Source organism: Streptomyces sp. Ag109_G2-15, from assembly GCF_900215565.1.
In the GTDB taxonomy this organism is placed as follows: Bacteria; Actinomycetota; Actinomycetes; order Streptomycetales; family Streptomycetaceae; genus Streptomyces; species Streptomyces diastatochromogenes.
The window spans coordinates 3,377,557-3,403,185 of record NZ_OCNI01000001.1 but is presented as its reverse complement, the minus strand read 5'-3'; the positions used below and the strand labels follow the sequence as shown (position 1 = coordinate 3,403,185).

The window sequence follows — 25,629 nt, the reverse complement described above, 5'->3', positions numbered from 1 at the left end:
TGCCGCCCTTCGTTCGTGCACGGTGTGTGCCGTACGGCTTACGGCTCGAACTTGTAGCCCAAGCCCCGCACCGTCACCAGATACCTGGGCGCGCCCGGGTCCGGCTCGATCTTGGCGCGGAGGCGCTTGACGTGGACGTCGAGGGTCTTGGTGTCGCCCACGTAGTCGGCGCCCCAGACCCGGTCGATGAGCTGCATGCGGGTCAGGACGCGGCCGGCGTTGCGCAGGAGCATCTCCAGGAGGTCGAACTCCTTGAGGGGGAGGTCGACCTTCGAGCCGGACACCGTCACCACGTGGCGGTCGACGTCCATGCGGACCGGGCCCGCCTCCAGGGCGGCCGGGGTGACCTCCTCCGGCTCGCCGCGGCGGCGCAGGACGGCCCGGATGCGGGCCACCAGCTCGCGGGACGAGAAGGGCTTGGTGACGTAGTCGTCGGCTCCTATTTCGAGGCCTACGACCTTGTCGATCTCGCTGTCCTTGGCGGTCACCATGATCACGGGGACGTTGGAGCGGCCGCGCAGCTGGCGGCACACCTCCGTGCCGGGCAGACCCGGCAGCATCAGGTCGAGGAGGACGAGGTCGGCGCCGTTGCGCTCGAACTCGTCGAGTCCGTCGGGGCCGGTGGCCGCGACGGCGACCTCGAAGCCCTCCTTGCGGAGCATGTAGGACAGGGCGTCGGAGAAGGACTCCTCGTCCTCGACGACGAGCACTCGGGTCACGGAAGGACCTCCGGGGCGGGAAGCGGTTCGTACGGGGTTGGGTCGGCGGTGCCGCCGGCCTCGTCGTCGAGGTCGGGGTGCTGCTGTGCACGGTCGCGGGCCGCACCCGCCTCCGGCAGTCTGAGGGTGAAGGTGGAGCCCTGGTTCTCGGCGCTCCAGACCGTGACCTCCCCGCCGTGCGAGGCGACCACGTGCTTGACGATCGCGAGACCCAGACCGGTGCCTCCGGTCTGCCGGGAGCGGGCCGGGTCGACGCGGTAGAAGCGCTCGAAGATGCGCTCCTTGTCCTTGTCGGAGATGCCGATGCCCTGGTCCGTGACGGCGAGCTCGATCATGTCGCCGCCGGGGGCGTTGACCCGGCGGGCGGCTATGCCGACGCGGGTGCGGGCCGGGGAGTAGTTCACGGCGTTCTCGACGAGGTTGCCGAGGGCGGCGGCGAGCTGGCCGCGGTTGCCCCAGACGTGCAGGTCGGCGGTGCCGCCCGCGGCCATCGTGATCTGCTTGGTGCCCGCCTGGTGGCGGCAGCGGTCGACGGCCTCGGCGACGAGTTCGTCCACCCGGACGGGCTCGGCGTCCTCGAGGGGGTCGTCGTTCTGGACCCTCGACAGGTCGATCAGCTCCTGGACCAGGTTGGTCAGCCGGGTCGCCTCGATCTGCATCCGGCCCGCGAAGCGCTGTACGGCCTCGGGGTCGTCCGAGGCGTCCATGACGGCCTCGGAGAGCAGGGAGAGCGCGCCGACGGGCGTCTTCAGCTCGTGGCTCACATTGGCCACGAAGTCGCGTCGTACGGCCTCGATCCGGCGGGCCTCGGTGAGGTCCTCGACCAGCAGCAGGACCAGGCGGGAGCCGAGCGGGGCCACGCGCGCGGAGACGGCGAGGGCCTCGCCCCGTCCGGTGCCGCGCCGGGGCAGGTCCAGCTCGACCTGTCGTATCTCCCCGTCCCGTCTCGTGTCCCGGGCCATCTGGAGCATGGGCTCGATGGCGAGCTTGCCGCCGCGGACCAGCCCGAGGGCGTAGGCGGCGGAGCTGGCCTTGACGACGGCGTCGGCCTCGTCGAGGACGACGGCCGAGGAGCGGAGGACCGACAGAACGGTGTCCACTCCGGGCGGGAGTACGGGATCGGTGTGCAAAGAAGTCCTGGTCGGTCGCTTCTGGTCGCGTTCGCTCCAGCGGAACGCCAGCATGGCGATGACACCGGTGAGCACCCCGGCGATCGCTGCCGCTGCGGCGACCGCCGCGTTCACGTCCATGCATCCAGGTTAGGCATGGGGTACGACATGACCACAGCCGTCGGAGTGCGACCTCGGACACTCGTCGCCCAGAGTTCACCTTGGAGCCAGTAGTGGTTCATTTGGGGTGGAAGAAACGGACGCGTGCAAGGCTGAACGTGGGAGCGTGGGGTTCGCACCGCCGGTTTTCGCCACGGGGCGCGTGGTGTCACGGCCCCCGGAAACCCCCGAAGCACACGTACGAGAGGGAACCCTGATGCGGGACGCGTACCACGAGGAACTTGATTCGATCGGCGACGGTCTGGTGGAGATGGCCCGGCTGGTCGGGTCGGCGATCGGGCGCGCCACGACGGCCATTCTCGACGCCGACCTGAAGCTGGCCGAGAGCGTGATCGAGGCCGACCAGAAGGTCGACGAGCTCCAGCACGACCTGGAGGCTCGGGCCATAGCCCTGCTCGCCCGTCAGCAGCCGGTGGCGACGGACCTCCGTATCGTCGTCACGTCGCTGCGTATGTCCGCCGACCTGGAGCGCTCCGGCGACCTCGCCCAGCACGTGGCGAAGCTGGCCCGGCTGCGCTTCCCCGCGCGCACGATCCCGCACGACCTGCACGCGACCATCCTGGAGATGGGCCAGCTCGCGCAGCGCCTGATGGCGAAGGCCGCCGAGGTGATCGTGACCAAGGACGTCGACCTCGCCCTCCAGCTGGAGTCGGACGACGACGAGATGGACCTGCTGCACCGCACCCTCTTCCAGCACCTGATCGACGAGCGCTGGAAGCACGGCATCGAGACCGCCGTCGACGTGACCCTGCTGGGCCGCTACTACGAGCGGTACGCCGACCACGCGGTGGCCGTCGCCAAGCGCGTCGTCTTCCTGGTCACGGGTGAGCACGCCGATGAACTGCAGCCGGACATCCAGCCCGCCACCGGGGTCGACGGAGCCTGACACCGGCCTTGCCTCGGGGGCTCGAAGGCCGTTGGGCGGGGCGCGCGGGCGCCTCTGTGCGCCGTTGATGCGCCCAGTAAAACGGGCATGGAATGGGCGAGGGCATCTGGCCCCAGTGTCGAGGAGGGACCCATGGCCGAATCCCCCAGCACCACGCCCGACCCCACCCAGGAGCGCGAGACCGACCAGCCCGCCGAGATGAGGAGCCTGCCGCTCGTGGCCGCGTGCGGCTGCGGTTCGGGCTGTGGCTGCGGCTGCCAGTCGGGCGCTCCCTGCCAGTGCGGCTGACGGCGTACGACCGTGAGGGGCCCCGGTGACTCCGGGGCCCCTCACTTTGTCCACGGGCTACTGGCTACTGATTGCTGGAAGTGGCTACTGGAAGCGGATCTTGCGGGCCAGGACCTTCCGGGCGACCTGGGTGACCGTACGGCCCTCGGCGAAGGCGCGGGCGCGCATCCGGTCCAGGGCCTGCTCGGGGTCCACGTCGAGCTGCACCATCAGCATGCCGACCGCCTGGTGGACCTCGGTGTGATCGGCCTGCGAGCCGTGCACCCAGGACGCCGTCTCGCCCTCTTCTCCCGTGGGCCGCAGCCCCGTCAGGGCGTCCGTCATCGCGTCCCGCACCCACAGTGCGGTCCGCAGATCCGGCTCGGACAGGTCGCCGGGCCGGTCGCAGTACAGGTCGAGGGTGCCGATGGCGGTGCCGCCGACGCCGAGGGGCAGCGAGAACACGGCGGCCGCGCCGAGCCCGACGGCTTCGTGGGCGAAGATCGGCCAGCGGCAGGTGTCGCGTCGTGCGGCGAGGTCGGCCGCGAAGACCGGGGTGCCCTGATCGAGGGCGGTCTGGCAGGGCCCGTCCCCCACGGTGTACTGCAACTCGGCGAGCCGTGCGGCGACGCGGTCACTGGCGCACCAGGTCACCCGGATCCCGCGCCCGCCGGAGATCGACACGGAGGCCCCGGTGACGGGCAGCAGCCGTACACACACCGTGCACAGCGCGTCCGGGATCCGCCGCGGATCGCCGGCCCCCCGCGCGGCAGCGGCGAGCACCTCGTCGACCCGCAACCGCCCCTCCACCTCCGGCGGCACACCACCCCCGGCCGCCTGCTGGGACTGCCCGGACTTCATGGTCATCACCCCCGGCGTGGCGTGCGGTGAGCGGGTCCCGTGCATGCCGGGTTCCCCCGTTACGGGGAGGTAGTGCACGGAGCGGCGGAGTGAAGCTCACATCTTCCTCAGGAATGGCACGGAAGCTCGTAGTCCGCCTCCCGGCGCTGACAGGATCCGTTGCCATGTCTCGCCGAACCCTCACAGGACTGGCCGTCGCCTGTGCCGCGCTGCTCGTTCCGCTCGCCGGTTGTTCCTCGGATCACCCCGAGGCCGCGAAGCCTGCGCGGACGACCGGCCAGGAGCGCAGCGCACGACTCCCCGCCCCCGATCCCACGGATCCCCCGGAGCTGGACGCGGACGAAACCCTCGCCGGCCGCCAGAAGACGACCACCGGGAACGCGAGCATCGCCTTCCGCGAGGGGAAGAAGGGGGACGCGCTGATCGTCGCGGTGCGCTGCCAGGGCGCGGGCAAGATCAAGGTCGCGGTGCGGCCCGTGCGCATGTCCTTCCCGCTGGAGTGCCACGCCGGCAAGGCCGACACCGTCTACAACCAGGTGGCGGTCGGCGGCGCGGACCGCGGCGGAGTCGCCTCCGTCGAGGCTCCCTCCTCCGTGCGCTGGTCGATGACGATCGGCCGCGGTGCGCCTGTCCAGGAGGAGCCGCCCATCGAGGCGGCCGGCAATCCAAAAGGGCGCCTCTGACGTATCGGAATAGTAGGGCCGCAACCTGGGGTACGCCCTTGGTCGGCTCGTTCCGGAAGGAAGAGTGCATCCATCATGCGAGCACACTGCGCGGGGCGTCTCCTCGCGGCGTCCGCAGCCGGCGTTCTGCTGGCCGGCGGCGCTGCGATCGGCACGGCGGGCACTGCCGCGGCGGCCCCCGCTGTGCACACCCATGTGACCACCGACTCGTGCTTCGGCCACGACGACGGGCGGTGCTTCGACCACGGTGGGTTCCGCTTCGACCACCGCGGGTTCTGCTTCAACCATCCCGGGTTCTGCTTCGGCCACCGCTTCGATCACCGATTCGACAACCGCTTCGACCGCTTCGACAACGGATCCGTCGTGGTCATCGTGATCGGGTGACGGCGGGTGGGCCCGGGACCACCCGGAAAGAAAAACGGGGGCAAGCAGAAGGCCCGGTACTCCGACCCGGGCCTTCTGCCGGCGTCAGTTTGGTCAGGCGCCGGGCGCGCGGAATCCCACCTGTCGACGGGCGGCCTCGTCGATCTCGTCGAGGGTGAGGAGCGGGGTGGCCCGGGTGTGAAGGGCACCGCTGGCCTTGACGGTAAGGCTGACGGCGGCCATGGAGACCGGGTCGGGAAAGTCGACGATGAGCACGACGTCGTCCTCCCCGAAGGCGAAGTACATGGCCTCGACCGTCCCGCCGAGGCCGGTGACGACCTGGTCGACGGCAGCGCGCCGGCCACTCGCGCCTTCCCTGAGCAGCCCTTTCGTGCCCTCCGCCGTGTAGCTGGCCTGGATGAGGAATTTCGGCATGGGAACACTCCCTACCCATCGCTTGTCCGGTACGCAGGAGGGGTTCCCCGCTGTCCCATCGGTCGCCGCTTGCCGAACTGCATTCACTCGTTAGCCGCGCTTCCGGGCCTCTGAGTCGAAGCAGAGACTGCCCCAACACAGCGACAAGCCCCCCACCCGCAGAGAACCTGCAGGCAGAGGGCTTGATCAGTGGGGCTTACTTCTTCTTGCCCTGGTTCTTGACCGCCTCGATGGCCGCCGCAGCAGCCTCCGGGTCGAGGTACTTGCCGCCGGGGGTGACCGGCTTGAAGTCGGCGTCCAGCTCGTAGTAGAGGGGGATGCCCGTCGGGATGTTCAGGCCCGCGATGTCCGCGTCCGAGATGCCGTCCAGGTGCTTGACCAGGGCGCGGAGGCTGTTGCCGTGGGCCGCGACCAGGACGGTGTGGCCGTCGAGGAGGTCGGGGACGATGCCGTCGTACCAGTAGGGGAGCATGCGGACGACGACGTCCTTGAGGCACTCCGTGCGGGGGCGCAGCTCCGGCGGGATGGTCGCGTAGCGCGCGTCGTTCGCCTGGGAGAACTCGGAGTCGTCCGAGAGCGGGGGCGGCGGGGTGTCGTACGAGCGGCGCCAGAGCATGAACTGCTCCTCGCCGAACTCGGCCAGCGTCGCCGCCTTGTCCTTGCCCTGGAGGGCGCCGTAGTGGCGCTCGTTCAGGCGCCAGGAGCGGTGGACCGGGATCCAGTGGCGGTCGGCGGCCTCGAGGGCCAGCTGCGCGGTGCGGATCGCGCGCTTCTGGAGGGACGTGTGGACCACGTCGGGGAGAAGGTCGGCGTCCTTCAGGAGCTCGCCACCGCGGACTGCCTCCTTCTCGCCCTTCTCGTTCAGGTTCACGTCCACCCAGCCGGTGAACAGGTTCTTCGCGTTCCACTCGCTCTCGCCGTGGCGGAGGAGGATCAGCTTGTACGGTGCGTCGGCCATGACTGAGAGCGTAATCCACGCATTCGGCCCCCAAGGGCGGACGCCCAGCAGCCGGACAGTTGACGGCATCTGTTAATTGAGTGGCCTCCGCCAGCCCTGCCCTTGTAAGTTGCGCTTGCCTGTTGAGCCACTTACAGCACCGTGGGGGTCCCGCCATGTCCGTCGCCCGTCTGAGACGAGCCGCTCGGGAGACCGTCTCCGGGCTCCCCCGCGAGTTCTGGTGGCTGTGGACCAGCACCCTCGTCAACCGGCTGGGCGCCTTCGTCGCCACCTTCATGGCGCTCTATCTCACGCTCGACCGTGGGTACTCGGCCTCGTACGCCGGTCTCGTGGCCTCCCTGCACGGGCTCGGCGGGGTCGTCTCCTCGCTGGCCGGTGGCGTGATGGCCGACCGGCTCGGGCGACGGCCGACCCTGCTGATCGCGCAGACCGCCACCGCCGGGTCCGTCGCGCTGCTCGGGTTCATGCAGGACCCCGTCGCCATCGCCGCCGTCGCCTTCCTCGTCGGCATGGCCTCCAACGCCTCCCGGCCCGCCGTACAGGCGATGATGGCCGACATCGTGCGACCGGAGGACCGGGTGCGGGCCTTCTCGCTCAACTACTGGGCCATCAACCTCGGCTTCGCCGTCTCCTCGATGGGTGCGGGGTTCATCGCCGAGTTCAGTTATCTCGCCGGGTTTCTCATCGAGGCCGGGATGACCCTGGCCTGCGCGGTCGTCGTGTTCCTGAAGGTGCCCGAGTCCCGGCCCGCCGCCGCGGCCAAGCAGGACGGCGGCGACGTCAGCCTCGTGACCGTGCTGCGCGACGGGCGGTACATGGCCGTCGTCGGACTGTCCTTCCTTGTCGCCCTCGTCTTCCAGCAGGGCTCGGTCGGACTGCCGGTGGCCATGGGGCGGGCCGGGTTCACGCCCGCCGACTACGGCCTGGCCATCGCCGCCAACGGCATCCTGATCGTCGCCCTGCAGATCCCGGTCACGCGCTTCATCGAGCACCGCGATCCGCGCACACTGCTGGTCGTCTCCTCGGTCCTCGCGGGCTACGGCTTCGGGCTCACCGCCTTCGCCGGGTCGGTCGGCGTCTTCGCGCTCACCGTGTGCGTGTGGACGCTCGCCGAGATCGTCAACGCGCCGACCCAGACCGGGCTCGTCGTCCGGCTGTCGCCCGTGCAGGGCCGTGGGCGCTACCAGGGCGTGTACACGCTCTCGTGGTCCGTCGCCGGCCTGGTCGCGCCGCTCATGTCCGGTGCCGTCATCGACCGGTTCGGGGCGGAGTGGCTGTGGGCCATGTGCGCGGCCGTCGGGACGGTGGCGGGGGTCGGGTACGGCGTGCTCATGCGGCGGCTTCCCCCGGAGGAGGACGCGGCCATGTCCTCGCGGCGGCGGCAGCGGGCGCAGGCGTCCGAACAGGCCGCCTGACCCCCACCAACTGAGTGACGCAGGTCACACTCGGTCCTGTCACGTCTTGCCGAGTCGCTCCGTCAAGGAGGTGTAGCCAACAGCAACCACACAGGAGCCCACGATGGAAGCTCGCCTGAACCTCTTCGCCAACCCGGTCGCCGGCAAGTTCATGCGGTACATCAACTCCGCGGGCAAGGCGGTCTCGGACTCGACCCTGCCGGCCGCGACCCAGGAGCTGGTAAAGATCCGCGCCAGCCAGATCAACGGCTGCGGCTTCTGCACCGACATGCACACCAAGGACGCCGCCCACGCCGGCGAGACCGCCCAGCGCCTCCACCTGGTCGCGGCCTGGAGGGAGGCCAAGGTGTTCACCGACGCCGAGCGGGCCGCCCTTGAGCTGACCGAGCAGGGCACCCGGATCGCCGACGCGGCCGGTGGCGTCAGCGACGAGGCCTGGGCCGACGCCGCCAAGCACTACGACGAGGACCAGCTCGCCGCCCTGGTGTCCCTGATCGCCCTGATCAACGCCTACAACCGCCTCAACGTCGTCGTCCAGCAGCCCGCCGGCGACTACGAGCCCGGCATGTTCGGCTGAGCGACCAGCGCATCGACGCATGCACACGCGCCCCCTCCGGCAGCTCTGCGGGAGGGGGCGCGGACGTGAGCATCTAATTCCAGTATTCGCGGAATGTAATTGCCTGGGTATTCGGAATTCCTTCAAGCATATCTTGGCAGGCGCTCAAAAATTCCCCTTTCGAGCGACCCGTATCCCCCGAACGCCTCACAACCCCGCCTCCGGTGACCGTCGTTAGGTGACCGTGACGCGATTCCACTGGTGCGCAAGGGAAGATCATCAGACGACCACTCTTCGCTGGGACGGCGATGTGGGTCCCAAGTCGTGCTCGGAGCTGCTCGATGATTTCCTGAAGAATATCAACAGAATGGAAAAAGAATATAGGCGGGCGATGGCGGATCTGTGCGGAGCGTCCTGAGGCGGGGTGCGGAGGTCTATCGATGGACAGGATTCACGACGAAGCCGGTCTCTACGACCACGCCTGGGCCGTCCCGGAGCCGGACATCGCACCGAACGACTGGGATCCGGTCGAGGAGCTGGCCCAGATGCTGTCCACGACGGCCGGCGCGCCCCCCGCTCCCACGCCGCTGAACATCCCGGCCCCCCGCCGGAGCAGCCGTCGCCGGATCCGTCAGGAATCGCATTTCCTCGACGGCGGTCGGCGCGTCACGCACATCTCGTTGCTGATCGCCACGGTCTCGCTGTGCGCGGTGTGCATGCTGGGCTGGTCCGTCTGCTATTCCTACGGCCAGCTGCGCGGGATCGCCGCGTCGGTGCTGCCCGGGAGACTGGCGCAATGCTGGCCGCTGACGGTGTACGGGCCGTGGTTCGTGGCCGCTCTCTCGGTTCTGCGGGCCACCGCTCAACGGCGGAGTGCGCGGCGGTCCTGGTGCGTCGTGGTGGCCGCCTCCGCGATGGCCGTGGCGCTGTGTGTCAGCCACTCGTCACACGCGCTGCTCTCATTAGTGATTTTCGGAATTCCGCCGGTCACCGCTCTGGTGTGCTTCTGGGAACTGGTCGGCCAGATCTCGTCCAGGAGCCGGCCCCGGCACGCCACACACGCCGATCGGCCGGCGGCCAAGCCGTGAAGGCGGCATCCGAGCCGTGAAGGGGTGCGCGGCCATCGGCCTCACGGATGCATCCGCGCCCCCTTCAGCAGCTTGTCGACCCCGTTCCGCGGGCCGTACACCGCAAGGCCCACCAGGTCCAGCTCCGCGGTCGGTACGGCCCGTACCGCGGCGCGGTTGTCGCGGTCGTTGCCCGTCGTGAAGAGGTCGGCCGTGAACACCGCGCGGGGCAGGGCCCGCGAGAGGGCCCGGGCGTGCGCCGCCTTCAGGGTCTCCTTGCCGCCCTCGAAGACCAGCACCGGCTGGCGGAACATCGGCAGGTACGACACGCCGTCCGCGTCCTCGTACGGGTCCCCGATCACCTCGGGGACCTGGCTGCCCAGGCCGCTGACCAGGAACGCGGTGACGTTCAGGCGCTGCCAGGGCTCCAGGTCCTCGCGGAGCAGTACGGCGATCTTGGTGTCGATGGGGGTCCCCCCGCTCGAGCGAAGTCGAGAGTGGGGGAGGATCGGTTCAGTGCTCATGGAGTGAGACTGCCGATCGGTCCATGGCCCCGTCTTGTACGTTTTTTGCATGGCCGCCCGGCAGGAAGTCACCGCGTGGCGCCCTCGTGTCCCGGGCGTCACCGAGGTCTTCCACGCCCACTTCACCGAGTACGCCTACCCGATGCACGTCCACGACGCCTGGACGCTGCTGATCGTCGACGACGGAGCCGTACGGTACGACCTCGACCGGCATGAACACGGCACTCCGCACGACACCGTCTCGCTGCTGCCGCCGCATGTTCCGCACAACGGCTCCCCGGCCACCCCGCACGGCTTCCGGAAGCGGGTGCTCTACCTCGACAGCAGCCTTCTCGGGGACGAGCTGATCGGGCCGGCCGTCGACGGGCCCGACCTCAGGGATCCCGTGCTGCGGCATCGGGTCGGGCAGGTGCACGGCGCGCTCGGGCGGCCCGGGGACGAGTTGGAGGCGGAGAGCAGGCTGGCCCTTGTCGGGGAGCGGCTGCGGGAGCATCTGCGACGCCGGGCCACCCGGCAGCGGCCCGATCCGGCCCTCGCCCGCTCGCTGCGCGAACTCCTCGACGGGCACGTCACCGAGGGGCTGGTGCTCGCCGACGCCGCCCGGCTCCTGCACGCCCACCCCGCCCACCTCGTACGGGCGTTCAGCACCGCTTACGGCATCCCCCCGCACCAGTACCTGATGTCCCGCCGCGTGGGCCGCGCCCGCCGGCTGCTGCTGGACGGGCTGGCCCCGGGTGAGGTGGCGGTGGCGACCGGGTTCTGTGATCAGGCCCATCTCACGCGGCACTTCAAGAAGTTGGTGGGGGTCACCCCGGGGCGCTACCGGCTCAGTTCGCGCTGAGCGTCGTACAGGTTGCGCGGGCGCACCGCGTCCGTGGTGCCGTACAGCTCCAGGCGGGAGTGCAGGTCGCCGGTGAAGTCGGGGACGTCGGTCTGGTCGAACTCCCGCACCTCGTTGAGGCCCACCGTCGCGGAGTAAGGCGCCAGGCCGTCGATCTTCATCAGGCCCGCGCGGCCGTTGGTGACCCGGATGTTCCAGTGCGTGAAGCGGGCGCCGAAGAGCGGGCCGGCGCTGGCGTCCCCGCCGTGGCGGCCGTCGTTGTTCACCGTGATGTCGGTGCGCACGTCGGCGAAGGGCAGACCGCGGTGCGAGTCGAAGGTGCCCATCTCCATCGCGCCGCGCGACCAGACGTTGTGGGAGGACAGGCCCTCGACGTTGATGCCGTGGAGCTGGGTGCCGGCGGGCGCGGGCACGGTCCGCTGTTCGATCGTGAAGTCCTCGATCAGGTTGTCGTGGGAGCCCTCGCGGCAGAAGTACGGGTGGTGGGAGCCGCGGCCCGCGACCCGGGTACGGCGCAGGGTGCAGGCCGAGGCCGCGACCAGGCCGAAGCCGTTGTCCACGTGCCGGACCGTGACGTCGTCCACGAAGCAGTCGTAGGCGCACTGGAGGACGACCCCGTTGTAGCCCTTGTCGAGGAGGTGCGGGGACTGCGGGGTCTCCACCGCCTCCAGGGTCAGGCCCGCGACGCCCGAGCCCGTCAACTCCTGGACGTGCGTGGTCAGTCGGGGGTCCCACTCCGGGCGCAGGTCGAGTGGGAGCGGGCGTTCGAGGGTGATGCGGCGGCCGTGGACGCGGGTGATGCGGACGGGCCATTCGTAGGGGACGTAGGAGGTCAGCTTGGTCTTGTCGGCCCAGGAGTAGGCGGCGGGGCCCGGGCCGCCGCCCGCCATGTGCTGCAGGAGGGTGTGGGCCGGGTCGTCGGCCAGGCGCAGGAGGACCAGCTGCCCCGGCGCCAGGTGGTCCGCGTCGGTCACGGTCACCGTCCATGAGCCCTGGCGGGCCGGCTCGATGGTCGTGAGGGTCGTCCACTCGTCGCGCCTGTTGCCGGTCCAGCCCTCGAAGGGCCAGGCCTTCGACCTGATCGCCGCCACCAAGGAGTCCCAACGGGCCCTCGGTGCCAGCCAGATGAGGCCTCCCGCCCAGGACCAGGACGACTTGTCGCCGCCGTAGCGGGAGCCGTAGACGCCGATCAGTTCGGTGAGGTTCTTCGTGGCGTACAGGGTCGTACGGCCGCTGCCGGCGCCGCGCAGGACCACGTTCGGGTCGGCTATGCGGATCAGGTCGTCGATGCGGAAGGTGCCGGGCGGGATGGTGACCGTGCCCCCGCCGGCCCTTCCGGCTGCGGCGAGGGCACGGTTGATCGCGGGGGCGCAGTCCGTGGTGCCGTCGGGTACGGCGCCGTAGTCGGTGACGTCGGCGAGGGTGCGGGGGCGGGGGAAGCGGCGCGATCCGGCGCGGTGGCCCGCCCGGCCGACGTACGGGATCTGCGGGTGGGTGAACGGGGTGCGGGTGAACTCCCGCCAGAGGGAGGGGACTTCCGTCGGTGCCGCAATCGCCGTGCCGGTTGCCGCGCCCAGGGCCACGGCGGTGGCGCCGGTGAGGAGTGTCCGTCTGCCGAGGTGGCCGTTGCTCATGTCCGCCCGCCCTTCCATATTCATGGATATGAACGATGTTCAGGAATGCGTCGGCGGTGAGCATGCCACTGCCCCCGCCGTGAAGGGAAGGGGTCCGACAGTCAGTCGGTCGGGCGCTCGATCAGATGCTTGAACGCGTCCAGGTTCCGCGTCGACTCACCGCGGGACACCCGCCACGCGTACTCCCGGCGGATCGCGGAGGCGAAGCCCAGCTCCAGCAGGGTGTTGAAGGCCCCGTCCGCCGCCTCCAGGACCTGGCCGAGGAGGCGGTCGATCTCCTCGGCGGTGACGGCGGTCAGGGGCAGGCGGGCGGTGACGTAGACGTCGCCGAGCCGGTCGACGGCGTAACTCACGCCGTACAGCTTGAGGTTGCGCTCCAGCAGCCAGCGGTGGACGCCCGCCTCGTTCTCGTCGGGGTGGCGGACGACGAAGGCGTTGAGGGAGAGGGTGTGGCGGCCCACCCGCAGGGAGACCGTGGTGGAGAGCTTGCGGGTGCCGGGGAGCTTGACGACGTAGGTGCCGGGCTCCGGGCTCTCCCACTCCAGTTCGGCGTCCTTCAGGACCCCCTCGATGACCTGCGCCGCCTTGTCCACATCACCCATGCTGGGAGCGTACGCGACGGCGGTGGGCCTGGGTCGCGGCCATGTACACGTCGGCGGTGGCGGCCGCCGCGGTGTCCCAGCCGAAGGACCGCGCATGCCGGGCGGCGGCCGCGCCCATGCTGTCCGCAAGGGACGGCTCGTCGGCGAAACGGCGCAGCACGCGCGCGTACTCGGCCGGATGGTGGCCCTTGACCAGGAAGCCGGTGGCGCCGTCGCGCACGGCCACCGGGAGGCCGCCGACCGCGGCCGCGAGCACCGGGGTGCCGGTCGCCTGCGCCTCTATGGCGACCAGGCCGAAGGACTCGCTGTAGGACGGCATGACGAGGACGGAGGCGGCCCGGAACCAGTCCGCCAGCTGCTCCTGGCCGACCGGCGGCCGGAACCGTACGACGTCGGCGATGCCGAGCCGGGCGGCGAGCTTCTGCAGGCCCTCGGGCTTGGCCAGACCACTGCCGCTGGGGCCGCCGACGACGGGTACGACGAGCCGCGAGCGCAGCTCGGGGCGCTCCTCCAGCAGGACGGCGACCGCCCGGAGCAGCACGTCGGGAGCCTTCAGGGGCTGTATGCGGCCCGCGAAGAGCGGGATCAGCGCGTCCTGGGGCAGGCCGAGGCGGGCGCGGGCGGCGGCCCGGCCGTCGGCGGGGCGGAAGCGGTCGAGGTTCACCCCGGGGTGCACGACGGCGACCTTGGCCGGGTCGGCGGCATAGTGCCGCACCAGCTCGTCGGCCTCCTCGGCGGTGTTGGCGATGAGGCGGTCGGCGGCGGCGACGATCTGGGTCTCGCCGATGACCCGGGCGGCGGGCTCGGGGGTGTCGCCGTCGGCCAGGTTGGCGTTCTTGACCTTGGCCATGGTGTGCATGGCGTGCACCAGGGGGACGCCCCAGCGCTGGGCGGCGAGCCAGCCGACGTGGCCGGAGAGCCAGTAGTGGGAGTGGACGAGGTCGTAGTAGCCGGGGCGGTGGCCGGCCCAGGCCTGCATCACGCCGTGCGTGAAGGCGCACAGCTGGGCGGGCAGGTCCTCCTTGGCCAGGCCCTCGTAGGGGCCGGCGTCCACGTGCCGGACGAGGACGCCAGGCGCGAGCTGGACCGTGGGGGCGAGGCCGCCGGCCGTGGCCCGGGTGAAGATCTCCACCTCGATGCCGATGGCGGCCAGGCGCTGGGCCAGCTCCACGATGTAGACGTTCATGCCGCCGGCGTCGCCGGTGCCGGGCTGGTGGAGCGGTGAGGTGTGCACGGAGAGCATGGCGACGCGGCGGGGCCTGCGGTGGAGCCTGAGCCGCGAGGGGGCCGCCGGGGAGCGACGCCCGAGCCTGCTGACGTACTGGCTCACGTGGCGTTCCTCCTTGCTGCGGGCATGCCTGCCGGAGGACCGACCTCGCCCTCCAAGGTGGTGCAACAGCGGCGGGGGCGGCTCGAATTCCCTTGCGGCAGGCTTTGCCTAATCATTACCATGATCCGCTCAACCGTTCGACAGGTACCGCTACTGGCGGCGGCACCTGGCCCCCAGAGGCCGCCTACCCTCGTAGGTATGACAGCCCGCGCGACGACCCTCCCCCACTCTCGGCTTCGCTCGACCGGGGGGACCCCCATCGTAGGAACGGTGACGCGCGGGACGACCAACCCCAACCGGCTGCGGCGCATGGACCGCTGGATCGCGGCCACGCACGGCGCCGAGCTGCGGCGTGCCGGGGATCCGGTGGCGGTCGACCTCGGGTACGGGGCGGCGCCCTGGACCGCCGTCGAGCTGCTCGGCCGGCTGCGGGCCGCCGCGCCCCGCGCGCGCGTGATCGGCGTCGAGATCGAGCCGGCCCGGGTCGCGGCGGCGAGGCCGTACGAGCGTGAAGGGCTGACCTTCCGGCACGGGGGCTTCGAGATCCCGGTCGCCGGGCGCCCGGCGCTGGTCCGGGCCGCCAATGTGCTGCGCCAGTACGACGAGGACGCGGTCGCCGCCGTGTGGGAGCGGCTGTGCGCGCGGCTCGCGCCGGCGGGCGGTGGCTCGCGCGGCGGACTGCTGGTCGAGGGGACCTGCGACGAGATCGGGCGCCGGCACGTGTGGGTGGCGCTCGGCCCGGAGGGCCCGCGGACGGTGACCTTCGCGACCCGGCTGGGCTCCCTGGAGCACCCCTCGGACCTCGCCGAGCGCCTGCCGAAGGCCCTGATCCACCGCAATGTGCCCGGCGAGCCCGTCCACACCTTCCTCCGCGACTTCGACCGCGCCTGGGCGGCCGCCGCCCCCTACGCCTCCTACGGCGCCCGCCAGCGCTGGATCCGCACGGTCCGGGACCTGCGCACCGACTGGCCGATAACGGACTCGCCGACGCGCTGGCGCCAGGGGGAAGTGACGGTGGCCTGGGGGGCGTTGGCGCCGCGGGGGTACTGAGCACCCCAGGGAACGATCTCCGTGCGTCGTTCGTCACATCGGCGCGGGGATCGTCGTATCCCGTGTGGACAGGGGGAAGTGCGCGAGGGGCGGAGGGGGGCGCGCCGGGTGGGTGGGGGCGAAAATCCGACTTCCCGTGACCTCTGTCGTTTTGCGCGTCACCGTGGCACGATCCCTCAGGCGATCGTAAGTTACTGACGGTAAATCAGCTTGGGGGACCTATGGGTACGGGCAAGCGCGGTCTGCTCACGGCCGCCGTGACGGTGGTCTGCGCCGTGACCGCGCTGGCGGCGCCCGGCACGGCGTTCGCCGCCCCTTCCCGCACACCGAGCCCGACCGCGTCCCCGAGCGCGTCCCCGACTCCCCCGCCCAGCAAGGACCTTGAGAAGGTCCGCGAGAAGCTCGACAAGCTCTACCACGACGCCGCCGTCGCCACCGACGTCTACAACGCGGCCGAGGAGAAGACGAAGGAACAGTCCGCCCTCATCGTCGAGCTGGCGAAGAAGATCGTCGAAGGACAGCAGAAGCTGGAGCGGCTCAAGAACCAGGCCGGCGCGGCGGCCCGGGCCCAGTACCGCACCGGCGGACTGCCGCCCACCGCCCAGTTCCTGCTCAGCGACGACCCGCAGCAGTTCATCGACGGGGCCGGCACGGTGCTGAACGGCCAGCGGGCGACCACCAAGCTGATCGCCGAAATGACCCGCACCCAGAAGGACTTGCAGGGCTACGCCGACGACGCCTCCGCCCAGTGGCAGAAGCTGGAGGCCAACCGCAAGGCCAAGGCGGCCGCCAAGAAGAAGATCAAGCAGCAGATCTCCGAGGCGGAACAGCTCGAGTCCCGGCTGGAGAAGAAGGAGCGGGAGCGCCTCGCCGAACTGGAGCAACAGGCCGCCTACCAGGCCCAGACCAAGTGGCTGGACACCGGCATCCTCGACGAGATCAACGGCAAGGCCTCCGCACAGGGCAAGAAGGCCGTCGAGTTCGCCAGCGCCCAGCTGGGCAAGCCGTACGTGTGGGGCGCCGAGGGCCCCAAGTCCTACGACTGCTCGGGCCTGACCTCCCAGGCCTGGGCGAACGCCGGCCACCCCATCCCGCGCACCTCGCAGGAGCAGTGGAAGCAGCTCAAGCACGTCGACATCAAGGACATGCGCCCCGGCGACCTCATCATCTACTTCGACGACGCCAGCCATGTGGCGATGTACGTCGGCGACGGCGCGATCATCCACGCCCCGCGCCCCGGACGCACGGTGACGGTCGCGGGCGCGGGTTCGATGCCGATCCTGGGGGTCGTACGGCCGGATGCGTGAGCGTCGTACGGCCGGACACTTGAGCGTCGCGGCCGGACGCGTGCGCGCTGTACGGCCGCACGGGTGAACGTCGTACGGCCGGACGGGTGAGCCAGGTCATGTGACCGCCCCCACGCGCCTCCGCGACCCCTCCCGTGTGACCCACCGCACGCCCAACCCCCGCCCAAACCCCGGCGGTGCGTGAGCTTCGTCATCCCCGCCCGCCGGGCGTCCTGTCCAACTGCGGTACGGATCGCGGCATATGACAGAGGACTGCGCCCGAGCGACGCGGCTCACACCATTCCATCGGGGTGGGCAGTACCGCTATGGTCACCCGACGGTGGGTCGAGGTCCCTCGCCCCGCCTGCCCTCGGGGGGAGGGAAGGAACCAAGACAATGCCCGTACCCGTACCGCGGCAGAGAGCGATCCCGGCCGTGGAGAGTGGTCAGGCGCAGGCCGTCTCCCATGGCGGCCCCCTCAAGGAAGAGGCTCACCGCAGCGCCACGGCCGGCGGTGCCACCGGCGCCACTCTCACGCTGCTGCTGATCGAGGACGATCCGGCAGGCTCGCCGATCGTGCCCGAACTGCTCGACGCCTCCGGCAAGCCGGTCCGCGTCCGCACCGCCCGCAACCTCACCGAGGCCGGGCGGCTGCTCACCGACGACGTCCACTGCATCCTGCTGGACCTCGCGCTCCCCGCGCCCGGCAACGCCGAGGGCGACGACGAGCTGGCCGTGCTCAAGCATGTGCTGGAGCTGGCGCCCCGGCACGCCGTGCTCGCGCTGACCGCCTCCGGCGACGCCGAGCGCGGCGCCGAGGCCGTGCGCGTCGGCGCCCAGGACTACCTGTTCCGGGACGAACTGGACGGCCGCCTGCTCAGCCGCGCCATTCGCTACGCGGTGGAGCGGAAGCGTTCCGACACCGCCGAGCGGCGCCTGGCGGAGGGCCGGCTGCGCGCCCAGGAGAACCGCCGGCTGGAGCGGGGCCTGCTGCCCACGCCCCTGCTGGAGGGCTCCTCGCTGCGGTTCGCCGCCCGCTACCGCCCCGGCCGCTCCCGGGCCCTGCTCGGCGGCGACTTCTACGACGCCGTCCGCACCCCCGACGGCACCGTGCACGCCATGATCGGCGACGTCTGCGGCCACGGCCCGGACGAGGCCGCGCTCGGCGTGGAGCTGCGCATCGCCTGGCGGGCGCTGACGCTGGCCGGACTGTGCGGGGACGAGCTGCTGGGCACGCTCCAGCAGGTGCTGGAGCACGAGCGCGCGGACGAGGAGATCTTCGCGACGCTGTGCACGGTGGACATCGCCCCGGACGGCCGCTCGGCGGGCCTGTGCCTGGCCGGCCACCCGGCCCCGCTGCTCGCCCGCCCCGGCCGCACCGCGAAGCTGCTGCCGTACGACAAGAACGGCCCCGCCCTCGGCCTGCTGCCCGGCGCCCGCTGGCCTCGGATGCAGGTGGAGCTGGGTGCCGAGTGGAGCCTGATGCTCTACACCGACGGTCTGATCGAGGGCCGGGTGGGCACGGGTGGGGAGCGGCTCGGGCAGGACGGGATGGTGGACCTGGTCCGCCGGCAGCTCTCTGAGGGTCTGCGGGGCGAGGAGCTGCTGCGGGCCGCGGTGAGTGAGGTGCGGGACCTCAATGGGGGTGAGCTGACGGACGACGTGGCCGTGGTGCTGCTGGATCGCACCGGCTGAGCGGAAGCCCGCCGTCGAACCTTTGGGGCGCTTCAGCGGCCGCCGTTGTACGGGCCGTACGGGCCGTCGCTGCTGCTTCCGCCGCGGCGGCGGTTCCAGCCGTTGCCGCCGGAGACCCGCTTGAGCGCGGGGCGGACGTCGACGATGTAGACGATGCTGGCGACCAGGCCGGCGATCGGCAGGATGCCCAGGATCGAGAACAGGTAGCTGACCACGAGCGCGATGCCGAGGATGATCAGCCAGAAGACCTTGTTCTGCTTGTCGGCCGCGCGGAAGGCGTCCTCGCGCCGGAACGCGGCGTCGAAGAGCCCGAACGCGGCGAGGGCCATCAGGATGATCTTCAAGATCCCCATGAACCCCGCGAAGCCCAACATCAGCATGCCGCCCACCGCCCGCCGTCTCCCGATCCGTACCTCGACCTCGCCACCGTACCCATAGAACGGGCCGGACACCCCAAAGGTGCCCGGCCCATCCATGTCTCGTCGGTGGGGATCACTTCGCCGGCGGGGTCGTCTTCTTCGCGGTGGCGGCCTTCCGCGGGGCCGGGGTCTTCCTGGCCGCGGGCTTCTTCGCCGCGGCGGGCTCGGTCTTGGCCTCGGCCGGCTTCGGCTCCTCCTCGGTCTCGGCCGGCTCGGACCTGCCCTCGACGGTGATGGCCAGTTCCTCGATCTCCTCGGCGGCCTCGCCGCGCCAGGTCTTCACGGCCTGCTCGCCGTGCTCGGCGACCCGCTCGTAGGTCTCGCGGGCCTTGACGGCGTACTCGGCGGCGACGCCGACACCGCGCAGGGCGAGGTCCTGGGCGCTGTCGCCGAACTTCTTCAGGTCGACGTCGAGGGTGCTGATGAACTCGTTGACCTTGGTCTGCAGGGTGGTCTGCGCCTCCTTGGCCCGGGCGGCGGCCTTCTCCTGCACGGCCTTCGGGTCGGTGTTGCGCACGGCCTCGATCCGGGCCGGCGCCTCGGCGCGCAGCTGCTCGACCAGACCGGGCACCTTCTTGGCCTGCTGGAGGGCGAGGTCGGCGGTGCCGGCGGCGAAGTAGAGCGGGGTCGGGTCGCTGAGGGTCTTGCGCAGGTCGTCGGTGATGGCCATGGTGATGGTCCTCCCGGATTCGCGTTCGGCTGAGGGTTGGTGTGGTCCGCGGTGTCGGCGGCCGGAGGCTGACTTGTCGAGGGCCCGCCTATCCGGCCGTCCGCCGCGGACCGGCATCACTGCCGCCGGCCGTGCGGGTGCCGCGTACGTCGGTGTCGCTCGGGTCATCGGTGTCGCCGGGCGGTTCCTCCGCGGCCCCCTCACCGAGGTCCTCGGCCGGTTCGCCGACCCCGAATCCGTTCTCCTTGCGGAAGGACTCGTAGATCTGGAGCAGCACCTGCTTCTGCCGCTCGTTGAGCGAGGGATCGGCGAGGATGACGGCGCGGGTCTCCACGTCGTCCCGATCCCGTTCGGCGTCGAGGATGCCGGCGCGGACGTACAGCGTCTCGGCGGAGATGCGCAGCGCCTTGGCGACCTGCTGGAGCACCTCCGCGCTGGGCTTGCGCAGCCCGCGCTCGATCTGGCTCAGGTACGGATTGGACACCCCGGCGGCGTCGGCGAGCTGCCGCAGCGAGAGCTGGGCGTTGCGCCGCTGCTCGCGCAGGTACTCACCGAGATTGCCGACGTTGAGCGATGCCATGCCCCCACCTTGCACCACCCGCGCTAACTATTGCAAGCACCTGCTTGCAAAAGTGCGCCACGCCACGCCCGGACTTCACCCGGACGCCGCAAGGGCGCCCGTCCGGTCTCCCGCAGGTCGTCCTACGGCCGCCGCGCGACGAAGACGAACTCCCTGCCCGGCCGGTCAGGTGCGTCGCGGACGCTCTCCACCACATACCCCTGCTCGGCCAGCTCGGTCTCGATCTCCTGCCGCTCGCGGAAACGCAAGGTGGAGTCCGATGTGAGCACCTGCCCGTCCGCGGCGAACACATAGGTCCAGCGGAACGTCACCAGCGGCTCGCTCACCTCGATCAACCGGACCCAGCTCTCGACGGCGCCGACGCCCGGGATCTCCGTGACCCGGTACCAGGCCTCACGGTTCCACTCCTCCCAGGCGCGCCTGGCCGGATCCCTGGTCTCGAACACCAGATGCCCGCCGGGTCGCAGTGCCTCGTAGGCGCCTCGCAGGGTCTTCCGCCACGTCGGTGGATCGGCGATGGCCTGGGCGACGTTCGCCGTCATGGTCGCCAGGTCGACCCGCAGCGGCGGAAGTGTCGTCGCATCGCCGCAGATCCAGCGCACGCGCTCGCTGCCCGGCTTGCCGCGGGCCACGTCGATGGACGCCCGGGCGGGATCGACGCCGACCACTTCGATCCCGCGACCGGCCAACAGGAGGGCGAACACGCCGGTCCCGCAGCCGATGTCCAGCACCTGACGCGCCTCGAACTCTTCCGTCATGTGGACGTACGCGTCGAGATCGCCGCGGTCGGGGTCGAGTGGGTCGTAGATCGCGGCGAGGCGTGGATGCCCGAAACACTCGTCAGCCATGCGGACGAACGTAGGGGTGGCCGGGCTTGAGCGCCTACTCGATTTCCAGCAGTGCCGGTGTCCCCGTCAGTGGCCCCAGTCCAGGCGGTCGGCCAGACCGGCGGCGGTGAAGGCGGCTGCCAACTCGTCGCGGCCTTCGGTGAAATGGGCCCAGCTGTCGTAGTGGACGGGGACCACGCGGCGGGCGCCGAGGATCTTGGCGGCCTCGGCGGCCTGGGCGCTGTCCAGGACGATCAGCTGGTTGTCGAAAAGTGCGCGGAAGCGGGGGGCACCGGCGAAGAGGAGGGCGGTGTCGACGGGGGCGAAGCGCTCGGCGATCTCCTTGACCGCGTCGAGGGAGGCGTTGTCGCCGCTGACGTAGACGGTCGGCAGACCCTCGCCGGTCAGGACGAAGCCGACGACCTGGCCGGTGATCGGCTCGACCTGCGCACGCGGGCCGGGGCCGTGGACGGCGGGGACGCCGGTCACGGTGATCGTGCCGCCGTCGGGGCGGTTCAGCTCGATGGACTCCCAGTCGGCCAGGCCCTTGACCTTCTCGCCGAGGGCTTCGCCTAGGCGTTCGCCGCCGCCGGGCGTGGTCAGGGTGAGGGGAACGCCGGCGAGCAGAGCCCGGCCGGAGATGTCGAGGTTGTCGGGGTGCTCGTCGTGCGAGAGCAGGACCACGTCGATGCGGCCGAGGTCGGCGGGGGTGCCGCTGGAGGGGGCGGTCTTGGTCAGGAACCGGCCGCCGCCACGGGCGTAGTCACCCGGGGCGTCGAAGGTCGGGTCGGTCAGGAAGCGCAGGCCGCCGTACTCGAAGAGGGCGGTCGGGCCGCCGAAGACGCGGACCGGGAACGGGTTGGTCGTTGCGGGGAGAGAAGACACAGAGCACCTCACGGATGAATGCCATCGAACCGTGAGGCGACCGTAGCCGCTTCTCACGGATGCGCGCAAGCCATACCATGAGGAGCATGAAGGAGCCCGTGACCGAAAAGCCCGGCCCGCCACCCGCACAGGGCGAGGACCAGCACCTCTCTCTCGCCCTGGCCAACAGCGCGATGGCGCTGCCCGGCGGACTCACAGTCGATCTTCTGGGCACTCCCGCGCAGGCGAACCAATGGCTGACGGAACGCGGGCTCGCCCCGGTCGACGCCGGCATGCGGGAGATGTGCGCGACACAGCTGCGCTCGCTGCGCGAACAGATCAGGTCGCTGTTCGCCTCCCGCGCCGAAGGCCTGCCCGCCCTCCCCGCCGCGGTCAGGGCCGTCAACGACGCGATGACCCGCGTCCCCACCGCCCCGCTGCTGCAGTGGGACGACAGGACCGGCCCCTACCGCACCGCGCCCCACCCCACCACCGCGCTCGTGGACCACGCCCTGGCCACCCTCGCCGCCGATGCCGCCGACCTGCTCACGGGCCCCGACGCGGACCGCCTCACCGCCTGCGGCTCCGCCCCCTGCAATCGCTACCTGCTCCGCCACGGCCGCCGTCACTGGTGCTCCACCCGTTGCGGCGACCGCGCCCGCGCCGCCCGCGCCTACGCCCGCCGCACCACCTCCCCATGACGCTGCGGCCACGGATCTGTCGGGAACGGACAGCCGTCAGCACCCGGTGGCCGACCGCGGGCCGGTCGCCGACCTCGGATGCGGGCCCGGCAAGGTCACGGCGCATCTGGCAGAGCTGGGGGTGCCCGCGTTCGGCGTCGATCTGTCCCCGAAGATGATCGAGCTGGCCCGACAGGCCTATCCGGGGCTGCACTTCGAGGTGGGCTCGATGACCTCGCCGGCGATCCAGGACAACCATCTCGGCGGCATCCTGGCCTACTACTCCACCCACCACACACCGCCGGAGTCGTTGCCCCGCGTGTTCGCCGAGTTCCCTCGCACGCTCGCACCCGGCGGCCATCCGGTGTCCTTCGAGTCCCACCTGCTCCCGGCGGATCGGATCGTCGCGCTGCTGGACCAGGCCGGACTCGCCCTCACCGCACGCCTGTTGCAGGAGCCGGCCGAAGGAGCGAACAGGACGATCGCCACCTTCCTGACACAGAAGCCCGGACAGCCGTGAGGAAGCCCTGCCGCCTCGCCCTGGCGGAAAACCACGGGGCACACCCGCGGCACGGGGAATCATGAAGCATGCGCCCGGATGACTGGCACCTCACCGAAGACGTCGACGACTTTCTCGCCCGAGCCGGGGACTTCCTGCGCTCGCGGCCCGGCACGCACATCATGCAGCTGACGTGGGCCGAGAGAGTGCGCACGCGTGGGGCGGACGCGTTCGGCACCGCAGCCCCCGTCTTCGGCGTGCTGGAGCGAGCGGGCGAGGTCCGGGCCACCTTCTACCGCCTCCCGCCCCGCGCTCTGGGCCTCTCTCCGCTCTCGCCCGAGCAGGCCGACTCCCTCGCCGCCCGCCTGGCCGCCCTCGGGCACTCCCTTACCTCCGTCAGCGCGGACCACGGCACCGCCACCGCCTTCGCCGAGGCCTGGCAGCGGCACACCGGCGCGACGCCGAAACTCCGCGACACACGGCTCCGTCTGTACCGCCTCGGCGCGCTCACCCCACCGGAGCCGCACCCGGCAGGCCGTGGCCGCGTCCTGGGCGAGCAGGACCTTGAGCAAGTCATGTTCTGGTGCGGCGAGTTCGCCAAGGCCGTCGGGGAAGCCGTCTCCATCGACGCCGACTCATGGGCCGGCACACGCTACGCCGACAAGCGCTACACGCTCTGGGAGACCCCGGACGGCACCCCCGTCTCCATCGCGGGCATGAACCCGCTGATCGGCGGCCAGGTCCAGGTGGATGTCGTCTACACCCCGGCCCACCTGCGCGGGCGCGGCTACGCGGCCGCCGTGACGGCGGAGGTGAGCCGGGCCGCGCTGGCCGCGGGCGCGCGGGAGGTGGTCCTGTTCGCGGACCTGTCCAACCCCACCAGCAACGCCCTCTACCAGCGCCTCGGCTATCGCACGCTCACCGACTGGGCTGCGTACGACTTCTCGTGACCCGACACATCTCCCTGTGTGAAGTGATCTGACTCACACCCTGTCACAGCCGTCCACCGCGCGGTGTCTTGAGGCCGAACTCCCGAAACGAAGGAGGAGGACCTCATGGACCTCGCGCTGTGGATCGCTGCCGGACTGCTCACCGTCGTCGCCCTGGCCGGTGGTGAGGCGTTCATGCCCTTGGAGAAGCTGGCCGCGGCCCCCGGCGGGCCGCCGTCTGCTGGGTCCTGCTGATGGTCGGCGCGATGATCACCCATATCCGCCACGACGGTCTCAAGTTCGTGGTGTTGAACCTGGTCCATCTCGCGCTCGCGGCCTTCATCGCATGGGGTCGCTTCGGCCCCGCGCCCTTCACCGCCTGACCGACGGCTCCGCGTACCGAACCCCGAAGCGAAGGAAGAGATCATGACCGAGAACACCCATGTGCTCGTGATCGGCGGCGGATACTCCGGCGTCATGGCGGCCAACCGCCTGACCCGGCGCGACGACGTGACCGTGACCCTGATCAACCCGCGCCCGTCCTTCGTCGAGCGGATCCGCCTGCACCAGCTGATCGGCGGGTCCCACGACGCGGTCGTCGACTACAGCAAGGTCCTGGCCGGGGGCGTACGGCTGGTGGTCGACACCGTGACACGGATCGACGCGGTCGAGCGCGGCGTGACGTTGGCGGGCGGCGGCACGGTCGGCTACGACTACCTGATCTACGCCGTGGGCAGTGGCAGCGCCGATCCGAGCGTGCCCGGAGCGGCCGAGTTCGCCTACCCGATCTCCTCCCTGGAGGAGGCGCAGCGGCTGCGGCCGGCCCTCGACGCCGTGCCCGGGGCGGCCGCGGTGACCGTCGTAGGAGCCGGTCCGAGCGGCATCGAGACCGCCGCCGAGCTGGCGGAGCAGGGCCGTACCGTGACCCTGGTCTGCGGCGGGGTGCTCGGCCCGTACCTGCACCCGCGGGGCCGGCGCTCGGTCGCGAACCGGCTGGCCGAGCTCGGTGTGACCGTGCTCGACGGCCCCGGCACGAAGGTGACGGCGGTGACCCGCGATGCCGTACAGCTCAGCGGCGGCCGCGAGCTGCCGAGCGCGGTGACCGTCTGGACCGCCGGATTCGGCGTGCCGGACCTGGCCGTGCGCAGCGGGCTGAGCACCGACGCCCTGGGCCGTCTGCTCACGGACGAGACCCTGACGAGCGTGGACGACGTGCGCATCGTCGCGGCCGGGGACTCGGCTGCGCCGTCGGACCTGCCGCTGCGGATGAGCTGCCAGGCCGCGATGCCTCTGGGCGCGCGGGCCGCCGACACGGTGTTGGCCAAGATCGCGGGTGAGCAGCCCTCGACCCTGAACCAGGTGTTCGCCGGCCAGTGCATCAGTCTGGGCCGACGCGCCGGCATCTTCCAGTTCGCCCACAGGTACGACGTCGCGGTGGGGTTCCACATCGACGGTCGCCCTGGCGCGAGGCTCAAGGAGTTCATCTGCGCGGGCATCGTCAAGCAACTGGCCGACGAGGCGGGCAAGCCCGGTTCCTACCGCCTTCACCGCTTCTCAGGAGGTGCCAAGCGCCGGCAGCTGCTGGAGGCCAAGCGCGACGCGGCACCGGCCGTCGCCGAACGGACGGCCTAGGGCCTGTCATGCGCGGCCGGCCCTTGAGCAACGGATTGTCGGCGGATGAGGATCTTGCCGTGGATGCA

At 71.1% G+C, this 25,629-nt stretch carries 31 protein-coding genes; 17 read left to right on the top strand and 14 right to left on the bottom strand.

All coding sequences use genetic code 11. The features are described from left to right. Positions 1–38: 38 nt before the first annotated feature. Both CRP49_RS15305 and CRP49_RS15300 read right to left on the bottom strand, forming a co-directional pair. Positions 39–719, bottom strand: a complete 681-nt coding sequence (locus CRP49_RS15305; RefSeq protein WP_010358452.1) for a response regulator transcription factor — start codon at positions 717–719, stop codon at positions 39–41. Next, positions 716–1,969 (bottom strand): cell wall metabolism sensor histidine kinase WalK, encoded by a 1,254-nt coding sequence (locus tag CRP49_RS15300; protein ID WP_094217078.1) that lies wholly within the window; start codon positions 1,967–1,969, stop codon positions 716–718. The genes CRP49_RS15305 and CRP49_RS15300 overlap by 4 nt, the downstream gene beginning before the upstream one ends. 235 nt (positions 1,970–2,204) lie before the next feature. On the opposite strand from CRP49_RS15300, the gene phoU reads away from it, so the two are divergent. Beyond that, entirely contained in the window at positions 2,205–2,894 is a 690-nt protein-coding gene (gene phoU / locus CRP49_RS15295; RefSeq protein ID WP_094217077.1) for a phosphate signaling complex protein PhoU, read from the top strand. 132 nt (positions 2,895–3,026) lie between these two features. Continuing rightward, complete coding sequence (locus CRP49_RS46840; protein WP_179851626.1) at positions 3,027–3,182, top strand: hypothetical protein; 156 nt, start codon at positions 3,027–3,029, stop codon at positions 3,180–3,182. Between the two features lie 84 nt (positions 3,183–3,266). Here the strand turns inward: CRP49_RS46840 and CRP49_RS15290 are convergent, their stop codons facing one another. Beyond that, positions 3,267–4,067: a GAF and ANTAR domain-containing protein gene (locus tag CRP49_RS15290; protein ID WP_257033408.1), complete on the bottom strand. Its 801-nt coding sequence runs from the start codon at positions 4,065–4,067 to the stop codon at positions 3,267–3,269. Between the two features lie 119 nt (positions 4,068–4,186). Here CRP49_RS15290 and CRP49_RS15285 point away from each other — a divergent pair, with 119 nt between their 5' ends. Together CRP49_RS15285 and CRP49_RS15280 are read left to right on the top strand one after the other, a co-directional pair. Continuing rightward, entirely contained in the window at positions 4,187–4,705 is a 519-nt protein-coding gene (locus CRP49_RS15285; protein ID WP_097253857.1) for a hypothetical protein, read from the top strand. 75 nt (positions 4,706–4,780) lie between these two features. Next, a complete protein-coding gene (locus tag CRP49_RS15280) occupies positions 4,781–5,089 on the top strand; it encodes a hypothetical protein (protein ID WP_097253856.1) in 309 nt (102 codons plus the stop codon). Between the two features lie 93 nt (positions 5,090–5,182). Here CRP49_RS15280 and CRP49_RS15275 read toward each other — a convergent pair whose 3' ends face one another. Continuing rightward, positions 5,183–5,503 carry a GYD domain-containing protein gene (locus CRP49_RS15275; protein ID WP_097253855.1) on the bottom strand — a complete coding sequence of 107 codons (321 nt, stop codon included), beginning with the start codon at positions 5,501–5,503 and terminating at the stop codon, positions 5,183–5,185. 196 nt (positions 5,504–5,699) lie between these two features. After that, positions 5,700–6,461: a phosphoglyceromutase gene (locus tag CRP49_RS15270; RefSeq protein ID WP_097253854.1), complete on the bottom strand. Its 762-nt coding sequence runs from the start codon at positions 6,459–6,461 to the stop codon at positions 5,700–5,702. A gap of 155 nt (positions 6,462–6,616) precedes the next feature. On the opposite strand from CRP49_RS15270, the gene CRP49_RS15265 reads away from it, so the two are divergent. The 3 genes from CRP49_RS15265 (at position 6,617) to CRP49_RS15255 (ending at position 9,520) form a co-directional block, all read left to right on the top strand. After that, a complete protein-coding gene (locus CRP49_RS15265) occupies positions 6,617–7,876 on the top strand; it encodes an MFS transporter (protein WP_097253853.1) in 1,260 nt (419 codons plus the stop codon). A gap of 103 nt (positions 7,877–7,979) precedes the next feature. After that, positions 7,980–8,453 carry a carboxymuconolactone decarboxylase family protein gene (locus CRP49_RS15260; RefSeq protein WP_097253852.1) on the top strand — a complete coding sequence of 158 codons (474 nt, stop codon included), beginning with the start codon at positions 7,980–7,982 and terminating at the stop codon, positions 8,451–8,453. 419 nt (positions 8,454–8,872) lie between these two features. Then, positions 8,873–9,520 (top strand): DUF2637 domain-containing protein, encoded by a 648-nt coding sequence (locus CRP49_RS15255; protein ID WP_097253851.1) that lies wholly within the window; start codon positions 8,873–8,875, stop codon positions 9,518–9,520. A gap of 41 nt (positions 9,521–9,561) precedes the next feature. Here the strand turns inward: CRP49_RS15255 and CRP49_RS15250 are convergent, their stop codons facing one another. Continuing rightward, positions 9,562–10,023, bottom strand: coding sequence for a DUF2000 domain-containing protein (locus CRP49_RS15250; protein ID WP_097253850.1), 462 nt, complete (start codon positions 10,021–10,023; stop codon positions 9,562–9,564). 49 nt (positions 10,024–10,072) lie between these two features. Between CRP49_RS15250 and CRP49_RS15245 the strand changes: the two genes are divergently transcribed. Then, on the top strand, positions 10,073–10,864 hold the full coding sequence (locus tag CRP49_RS15245) for an AraC family transcriptional regulator (protein ID WP_097253849.1): 792 nt from the start codon (positions 10,073–10,075) through the stop codon (positions 10,862–10,864). Here CRP49_RS15245 and CRP49_RS15240 read toward each other — a convergent pair. The 3 genes from CRP49_RS15240 to mshA form a co-directional block, all read right to left on the bottom strand. After that, positions 10,843–12,498, bottom strand: coding sequence for a glycosyl hydrolase family 28-related protein (locus tag CRP49_RS15240; RefSeq protein ID WP_179851624.1), 1,656 nt, complete (start codon positions 12,496–12,498; stop codon positions 10,843–10,845). The two genes, CRP49_RS15245 and CRP49_RS15240, sit on opposite strands and share 22 nt — an antisense overlap. A gap of 101 nt (positions 12,499–12,599) precedes the next feature. Then, a complete protein-coding gene (locus CRP49_RS15235) occupies positions 12,600–13,100 on the bottom strand; it encodes a YbjN domain-containing protein (RefSeq protein WP_094217065.1) in 501 nt (166 codons plus the stop codon). Continuing rightward, complete coding sequence (gene mshA, locus CRP49_RS15230) at positions 13,093–14,430, bottom strand: D-inositol-3-phosphate glycosyltransferase (protein WP_097253847.1); 1,338 nt, start codon at positions 14,428–14,430, stop codon at positions 13,093–13,095. The genes CRP49_RS15235 and mshA overlap by 8 nt, the downstream gene beginning before the upstream one ends. A 198-nt stretch (positions 14,431–14,628) precedes the next feature. On the opposite strand from mshA, the gene CRP49_RS15225 reads away from it, so the two are divergent. The 3 genes from CRP49_RS15225 to CRP49_RS15215 all read left to right on the top strand — a co-directional run bounded on the left by CRP49_RS15225 (position 14,629) and on the right by CRP49_RS15215 (position 18,461). Then, the gene (locus tag CRP49_RS15225) at positions 14,629–15,480 is read left to right on the top strand and encodes a class I SAM-dependent methyltransferase (RefSeq protein WP_373560350.1); all 852 of its coding nucleotides are present in this window, start codon (positions 14,629–14,631) and stop codon (positions 15,478–15,480) included. A gap of 221 nt (positions 15,481–15,701) precedes the next feature. Further along, on the top strand, positions 15,702–16,787 hold the full coding sequence (locus CRP49_RS15220; RefSeq protein WP_097253845.1) for a C40 family peptidase: 1,086 nt from the start codon (positions 15,702–15,704) through the stop codon (positions 16,785–16,787). A 375-nt stretch (positions 16,788–17,162) separates the two neighbouring features. Beyond that, the gene (locus CRP49_RS15215) at positions 17,163–18,461 is read left to right on the top strand and encodes a PP2C family protein-serine/threonine phosphatase (RefSeq protein ID WP_097253844.1); all 1,299 of its coding nucleotides are present in this window, start codon (positions 17,163–17,165) and stop codon (positions 18,459–18,461) included. Positions 18,462–18,493: 32 nt separating this feature from the next. Here the strand turns inward: CRP49_RS15215 and CRP49_RS15210 are convergent, their stop codons facing one another. From CRP49_RS15210 to CRP49_RS15190, 5 genes are all read right to left on the bottom strand, one after another. Beyond that, positions 18,494–18,841, bottom strand: a complete 348-nt coding sequence (locus CRP49_RS15210; RefSeq protein WP_179851623.1) for a DUF2516 family protein — start codon at positions 18,839–18,841, stop codon at positions 18,494–18,496. 112 nt (positions 18,842–18,953) lie between these two features. Further along, positions 18,954–19,550: a hypothetical protein gene (locus CRP49_RS15205; RefSeq protein ID WP_097253843.1), complete on the bottom strand. Its 597-nt coding sequence runs from the start codon at positions 19,548–19,550 to the stop codon at positions 18,954–18,956. Positions 19,551–19,638: 88 nt separating this feature from the next. Continuing rightward, positions 19,639–20,130 carry a helix-turn-helix domain-containing protein gene (locus CRP49_RS15200; protein ID WP_097253842.1) on the bottom strand — a complete coding sequence of 164 codons (492 nt, stop codon included), beginning with the start codon at positions 20,128–20,130 and terminating at the stop codon, positions 19,639–19,641. Between the two features lie 122 nt (positions 20,131–20,252). After that, on the bottom strand, positions 20,253–20,978 hold the full coding sequence (locus tag CRP49_RS15195) for a bifunctional 2-polyprenyl-6-hydroxyphenol methylase/3-demethylubiquinol 3-O-methyltransferase UbiG (RefSeq protein WP_097253841.1): 726 nt from the start codon (positions 20,976–20,978) through the stop codon (positions 20,253–20,255). A gap of 66 nt (positions 20,979–21,044) precedes the next feature. Next, positions 21,045–21,842: an MBL fold metallo-hydrolase gene (locus CRP49_RS15190; protein ID WP_097253840.1), complete on the bottom strand. Its 798-nt coding sequence runs from the start codon at positions 21,840–21,842 to the stop codon at positions 21,045–21,047. Between the two features lie 86 nt (positions 21,843–21,928). On the opposite strand from CRP49_RS15190, the gene CRP49_RS15185 reads away from it, so the two are divergent. The 6 genes from CRP49_RS15185 to CRP49_RS15165 all read left to right on the top strand — a co-directional run bounded on the left by CRP49_RS15185 (position 21,929) and on the right by CRP49_RS15165 (position 25,561). After that, positions 21,929–22,522: an ABATE domain-containing protein gene (locus tag CRP49_RS15185; RefSeq protein ID WP_097253839.1), complete on the top strand. Its 594-nt coding sequence runs from the start codon at positions 21,929–21,931 to the stop codon at positions 22,520–22,522. Further along, entirely contained in the window at positions 22,419–23,021 is a 603-nt protein-coding gene (locus CRP49_RS15180) for a class I SAM-dependent methyltransferase (protein WP_373560391.1), read from the top strand. The genes CRP49_RS15185 and CRP49_RS15180 overlap by 104 nt, the downstream gene beginning before the upstream one ends. Positions 23,022–23,089: 68 nt before the next feature. After that, positions 23,090–23,950, top strand: coding sequence for a GNAT family N-acetyltransferase (locus CRP49_RS15175; RefSeq protein ID WP_097253838.1), 861 nt, complete (start codon positions 23,090–23,092; stop codon positions 23,948–23,950). Positions 23,951–24,055: 105 nt separating this feature from the next. Continuing rightward, positions 24,056–24,184: a hypothetical protein gene (locus CRP49_RS48830; protein ID WP_306459740.1), complete on the top strand. Its 129-nt coding sequence runs from the start codon at positions 24,056–24,058 to the stop codon at positions 24,182–24,184. Between the two features lie 11 nt (positions 24,185–24,195). Next, positions 24,196–24,312: a hypothetical protein gene (locus CRP49_RS49105; protein WP_373560349.1), complete on the top strand. Its 117-nt coding sequence runs from the start codon at positions 24,196–24,198 to the stop codon at positions 24,310–24,312. Between the two features lie 43 nt (positions 24,313–24,355). Beyond that, positions 24,356–25,561, top strand: coding sequence for an NAD(P)/FAD-dependent oxidoreductase (locus CRP49_RS15165; RefSeq protein ID WP_097253837.1), 1,206 nt, complete (start codon positions 24,356–24,358; stop codon positions 25,559–25,561). Positions 25,562–25,629: the final 68 nt, after the last annotated feature.

What these genes read in the sequence shown, in the direction of transcription:
- CRP49_RS15300 (WP_094217078.1), bottom strand. Translation starts at nt 1,969, where the DNA reads ATGGACGTGAACGCGGCGGTCGCCGCAGCGGCAGCGATCGCCGGGGTG.
- phoU (WP_094217077.1), top strand. Translation starts at nt 2,205, where the DNA reads ATGCGGGACGCGTACCACGAGGAACTTGATTCGATCGGCGACGGTCTG.
- CRP49_RS46840 (WP_179851626.1), top strand. Translation starts at nt 3,027, where the DNA reads ATGGCCGAATCCCCCAGCACCACGCCCGACCCCACCCAGGAGCGCGAG.
- CRP49_RS15290 (WP_257033408.1), bottom strand. Translation starts at nt 4,067, where the DNA reads ATGCACGGGACCCGCTCACCGCACGCCACGCCGGGGGTGATGACCATG.
- CRP49_RS15285 (WP_097253857.1), top strand. Translation starts at nt 4,187, where the DNA reads ATGTCTCGCCGAACCCTCACAGGACTGGCCGTCGCCTGTGCCGCGCTG.
- CRP49_RS15280 (WP_097253856.1), top strand. Translation starts at nt 4,781, where the DNA reads ATGCGAGCACACTGCGCGGGGCGTCTCCTCGCGGCGTCCGCAGCCGGC.
- CRP49_RS15275 (WP_097253855.1), bottom strand. Translation starts at nt 5,503, where the DNA reads ATGCCGAAATTCCTCATCCAGGCCAGCTACACGGCGGAGGGCACGAAA.
- CRP49_RS15270 (WP_097253854.1), bottom strand. Translation starts at nt 6,461, where the DNA reads ATGGCCGACGCACCGTACAAGCTGATCCTCCTCCGCCACGGCGAGAGC.
- CRP49_RS15265 (WP_097253853.1), top strand. Translation starts at nt 6,617, where the DNA reads ATGTCCGTCGCCCGTCTGAGACGAGCCGCTCGGGAGACCGTCTCCGGG.
- CRP49_RS15260 (WP_097253852.1), top strand. Translation starts at nt 7,980, where the DNA reads ATGGAAGCTCGCCTGAACCTCTTCGCCAACCCGGTCGCCGGCAAGTTC.
- CRP49_RS15255 (WP_097253851.1), top strand. Translation starts at nt 8,873, where the DNA reads ATGGACAGGATTCACGACGAAGCCGGTCTCTACGACCACGCCTGGGCC.
- CRP49_RS15250 (WP_097253850.1), bottom strand. Translation starts at nt 10,023, where the DNA reads ATGAGCACTGAACCGATCCTCCCCCACTCTCGACTTCGCTCGAGCGGG.
- CRP49_RS15245 (WP_097253849.1), top strand. Translation starts at nt 10,073, where the DNA reads ATGGCCGCCCGGCAGGAAGTCACCGCGTGGCGCCCTCGTGTCCCGGGC.
- CRP49_RS15240 (WP_179851624.1), bottom strand. Translation starts at nt 12,498, where the DNA reads ATGAGCAACGGCCACCTCGGCAGACGGACACTCCTCACCGGCGCCACC.
- CRP49_RS15235 (WP_094217065.1), bottom strand. Translation starts at nt 13,100, where the DNA reads ATGGGTGATGTGGACAAGGCGGCGCAGGTCATCGAGGGGGTCCTGAAG.
- CRP49_RS15225 (WP_373560350.1), top strand. Translation starts at nt 14,629, where the DNA reads ATGACAGCCCGCGCGACGACCCTCCCCCACTCTCGGCTTCGCTCGACC.
- CRP49_RS15220 (WP_097253845.1), top strand. Translation starts at nt 15,702, where the DNA reads ATGGGTACGGGCAAGCGCGGTCTGCTCACGGCCGCCGTGACGGTGGTC.
- CRP49_RS15215 (WP_097253844.1), top strand. Translation starts at nt 17,163, where the DNA reads ATGCCCGTACCCGTACCGCGGCAGAGAGCGATCCCGGCCGTGGAGAGT.
- CRP49_RS15210 (WP_179851623.1), bottom strand. Translation starts at nt 18,841, where the DNA reads ATGCTGATGTTGGGCTTCGCGGGGTTCATGGGGATCTTGAAGATCATC.
- CRP49_RS15205 (WP_097253843.1), bottom strand. Translation starts at nt 19,550, where the DNA reads ATGGCCATCACCGACGACCTGCGCAAGACCCTCAGCGACCCGACCCCG.
- CRP49_RS15200 (WP_097253842.1), bottom strand. Translation starts at nt 20,130, where the DNA reads ATGGCATCGCTCAACGTCGGCAATCTCGGTGAGTACCTGCGCGAGCAG.
- CRP49_RS15195 (WP_097253841.1), bottom strand. Translation starts at nt 20,978, where the DNA reads ATGGCTGACGAGTGTTTCGGGCATCCACGCCTCGCCGCGATCTACGAC.
- CRP49_RS15185 (WP_097253839.1), top strand. Translation starts at nt 21,929, where the DNA reads ATGAAGGAGCCCGTGACCGAAAAGCCCGGCCCGCCACCCGCACAGGGC.
- CRP49_RS15175 (WP_097253838.1), top strand. Translation starts at nt 23,090, where the DNA reads ATGCGCCCGGATGACTGGCACCTCACCGAAGACGTCGACGACTTTCTC.
- CRP49_RS48830 (WP_306459740.1), top strand. Translation starts at nt 24,056, where the DNA reads ATGGACCTCGCGCTGTGGATCGCTGCCGGACTGCTCACCGTCGTCGCC.
- CRP49_RS49105 (WP_373560349.1), top strand. Translation starts at nt 24,196, where the DNA reads ATGATCACCCATATCCGCCACGACGGTCTCAAGTTCGTGGTGTTGAAC.
- CRP49_RS15165 (WP_097253837.1), top strand. Translation starts at nt 24,356, where the DNA reads ATGACCGAGAACACCCATGTGCTCGTGATCGGCGGCGGATACTCCGGC.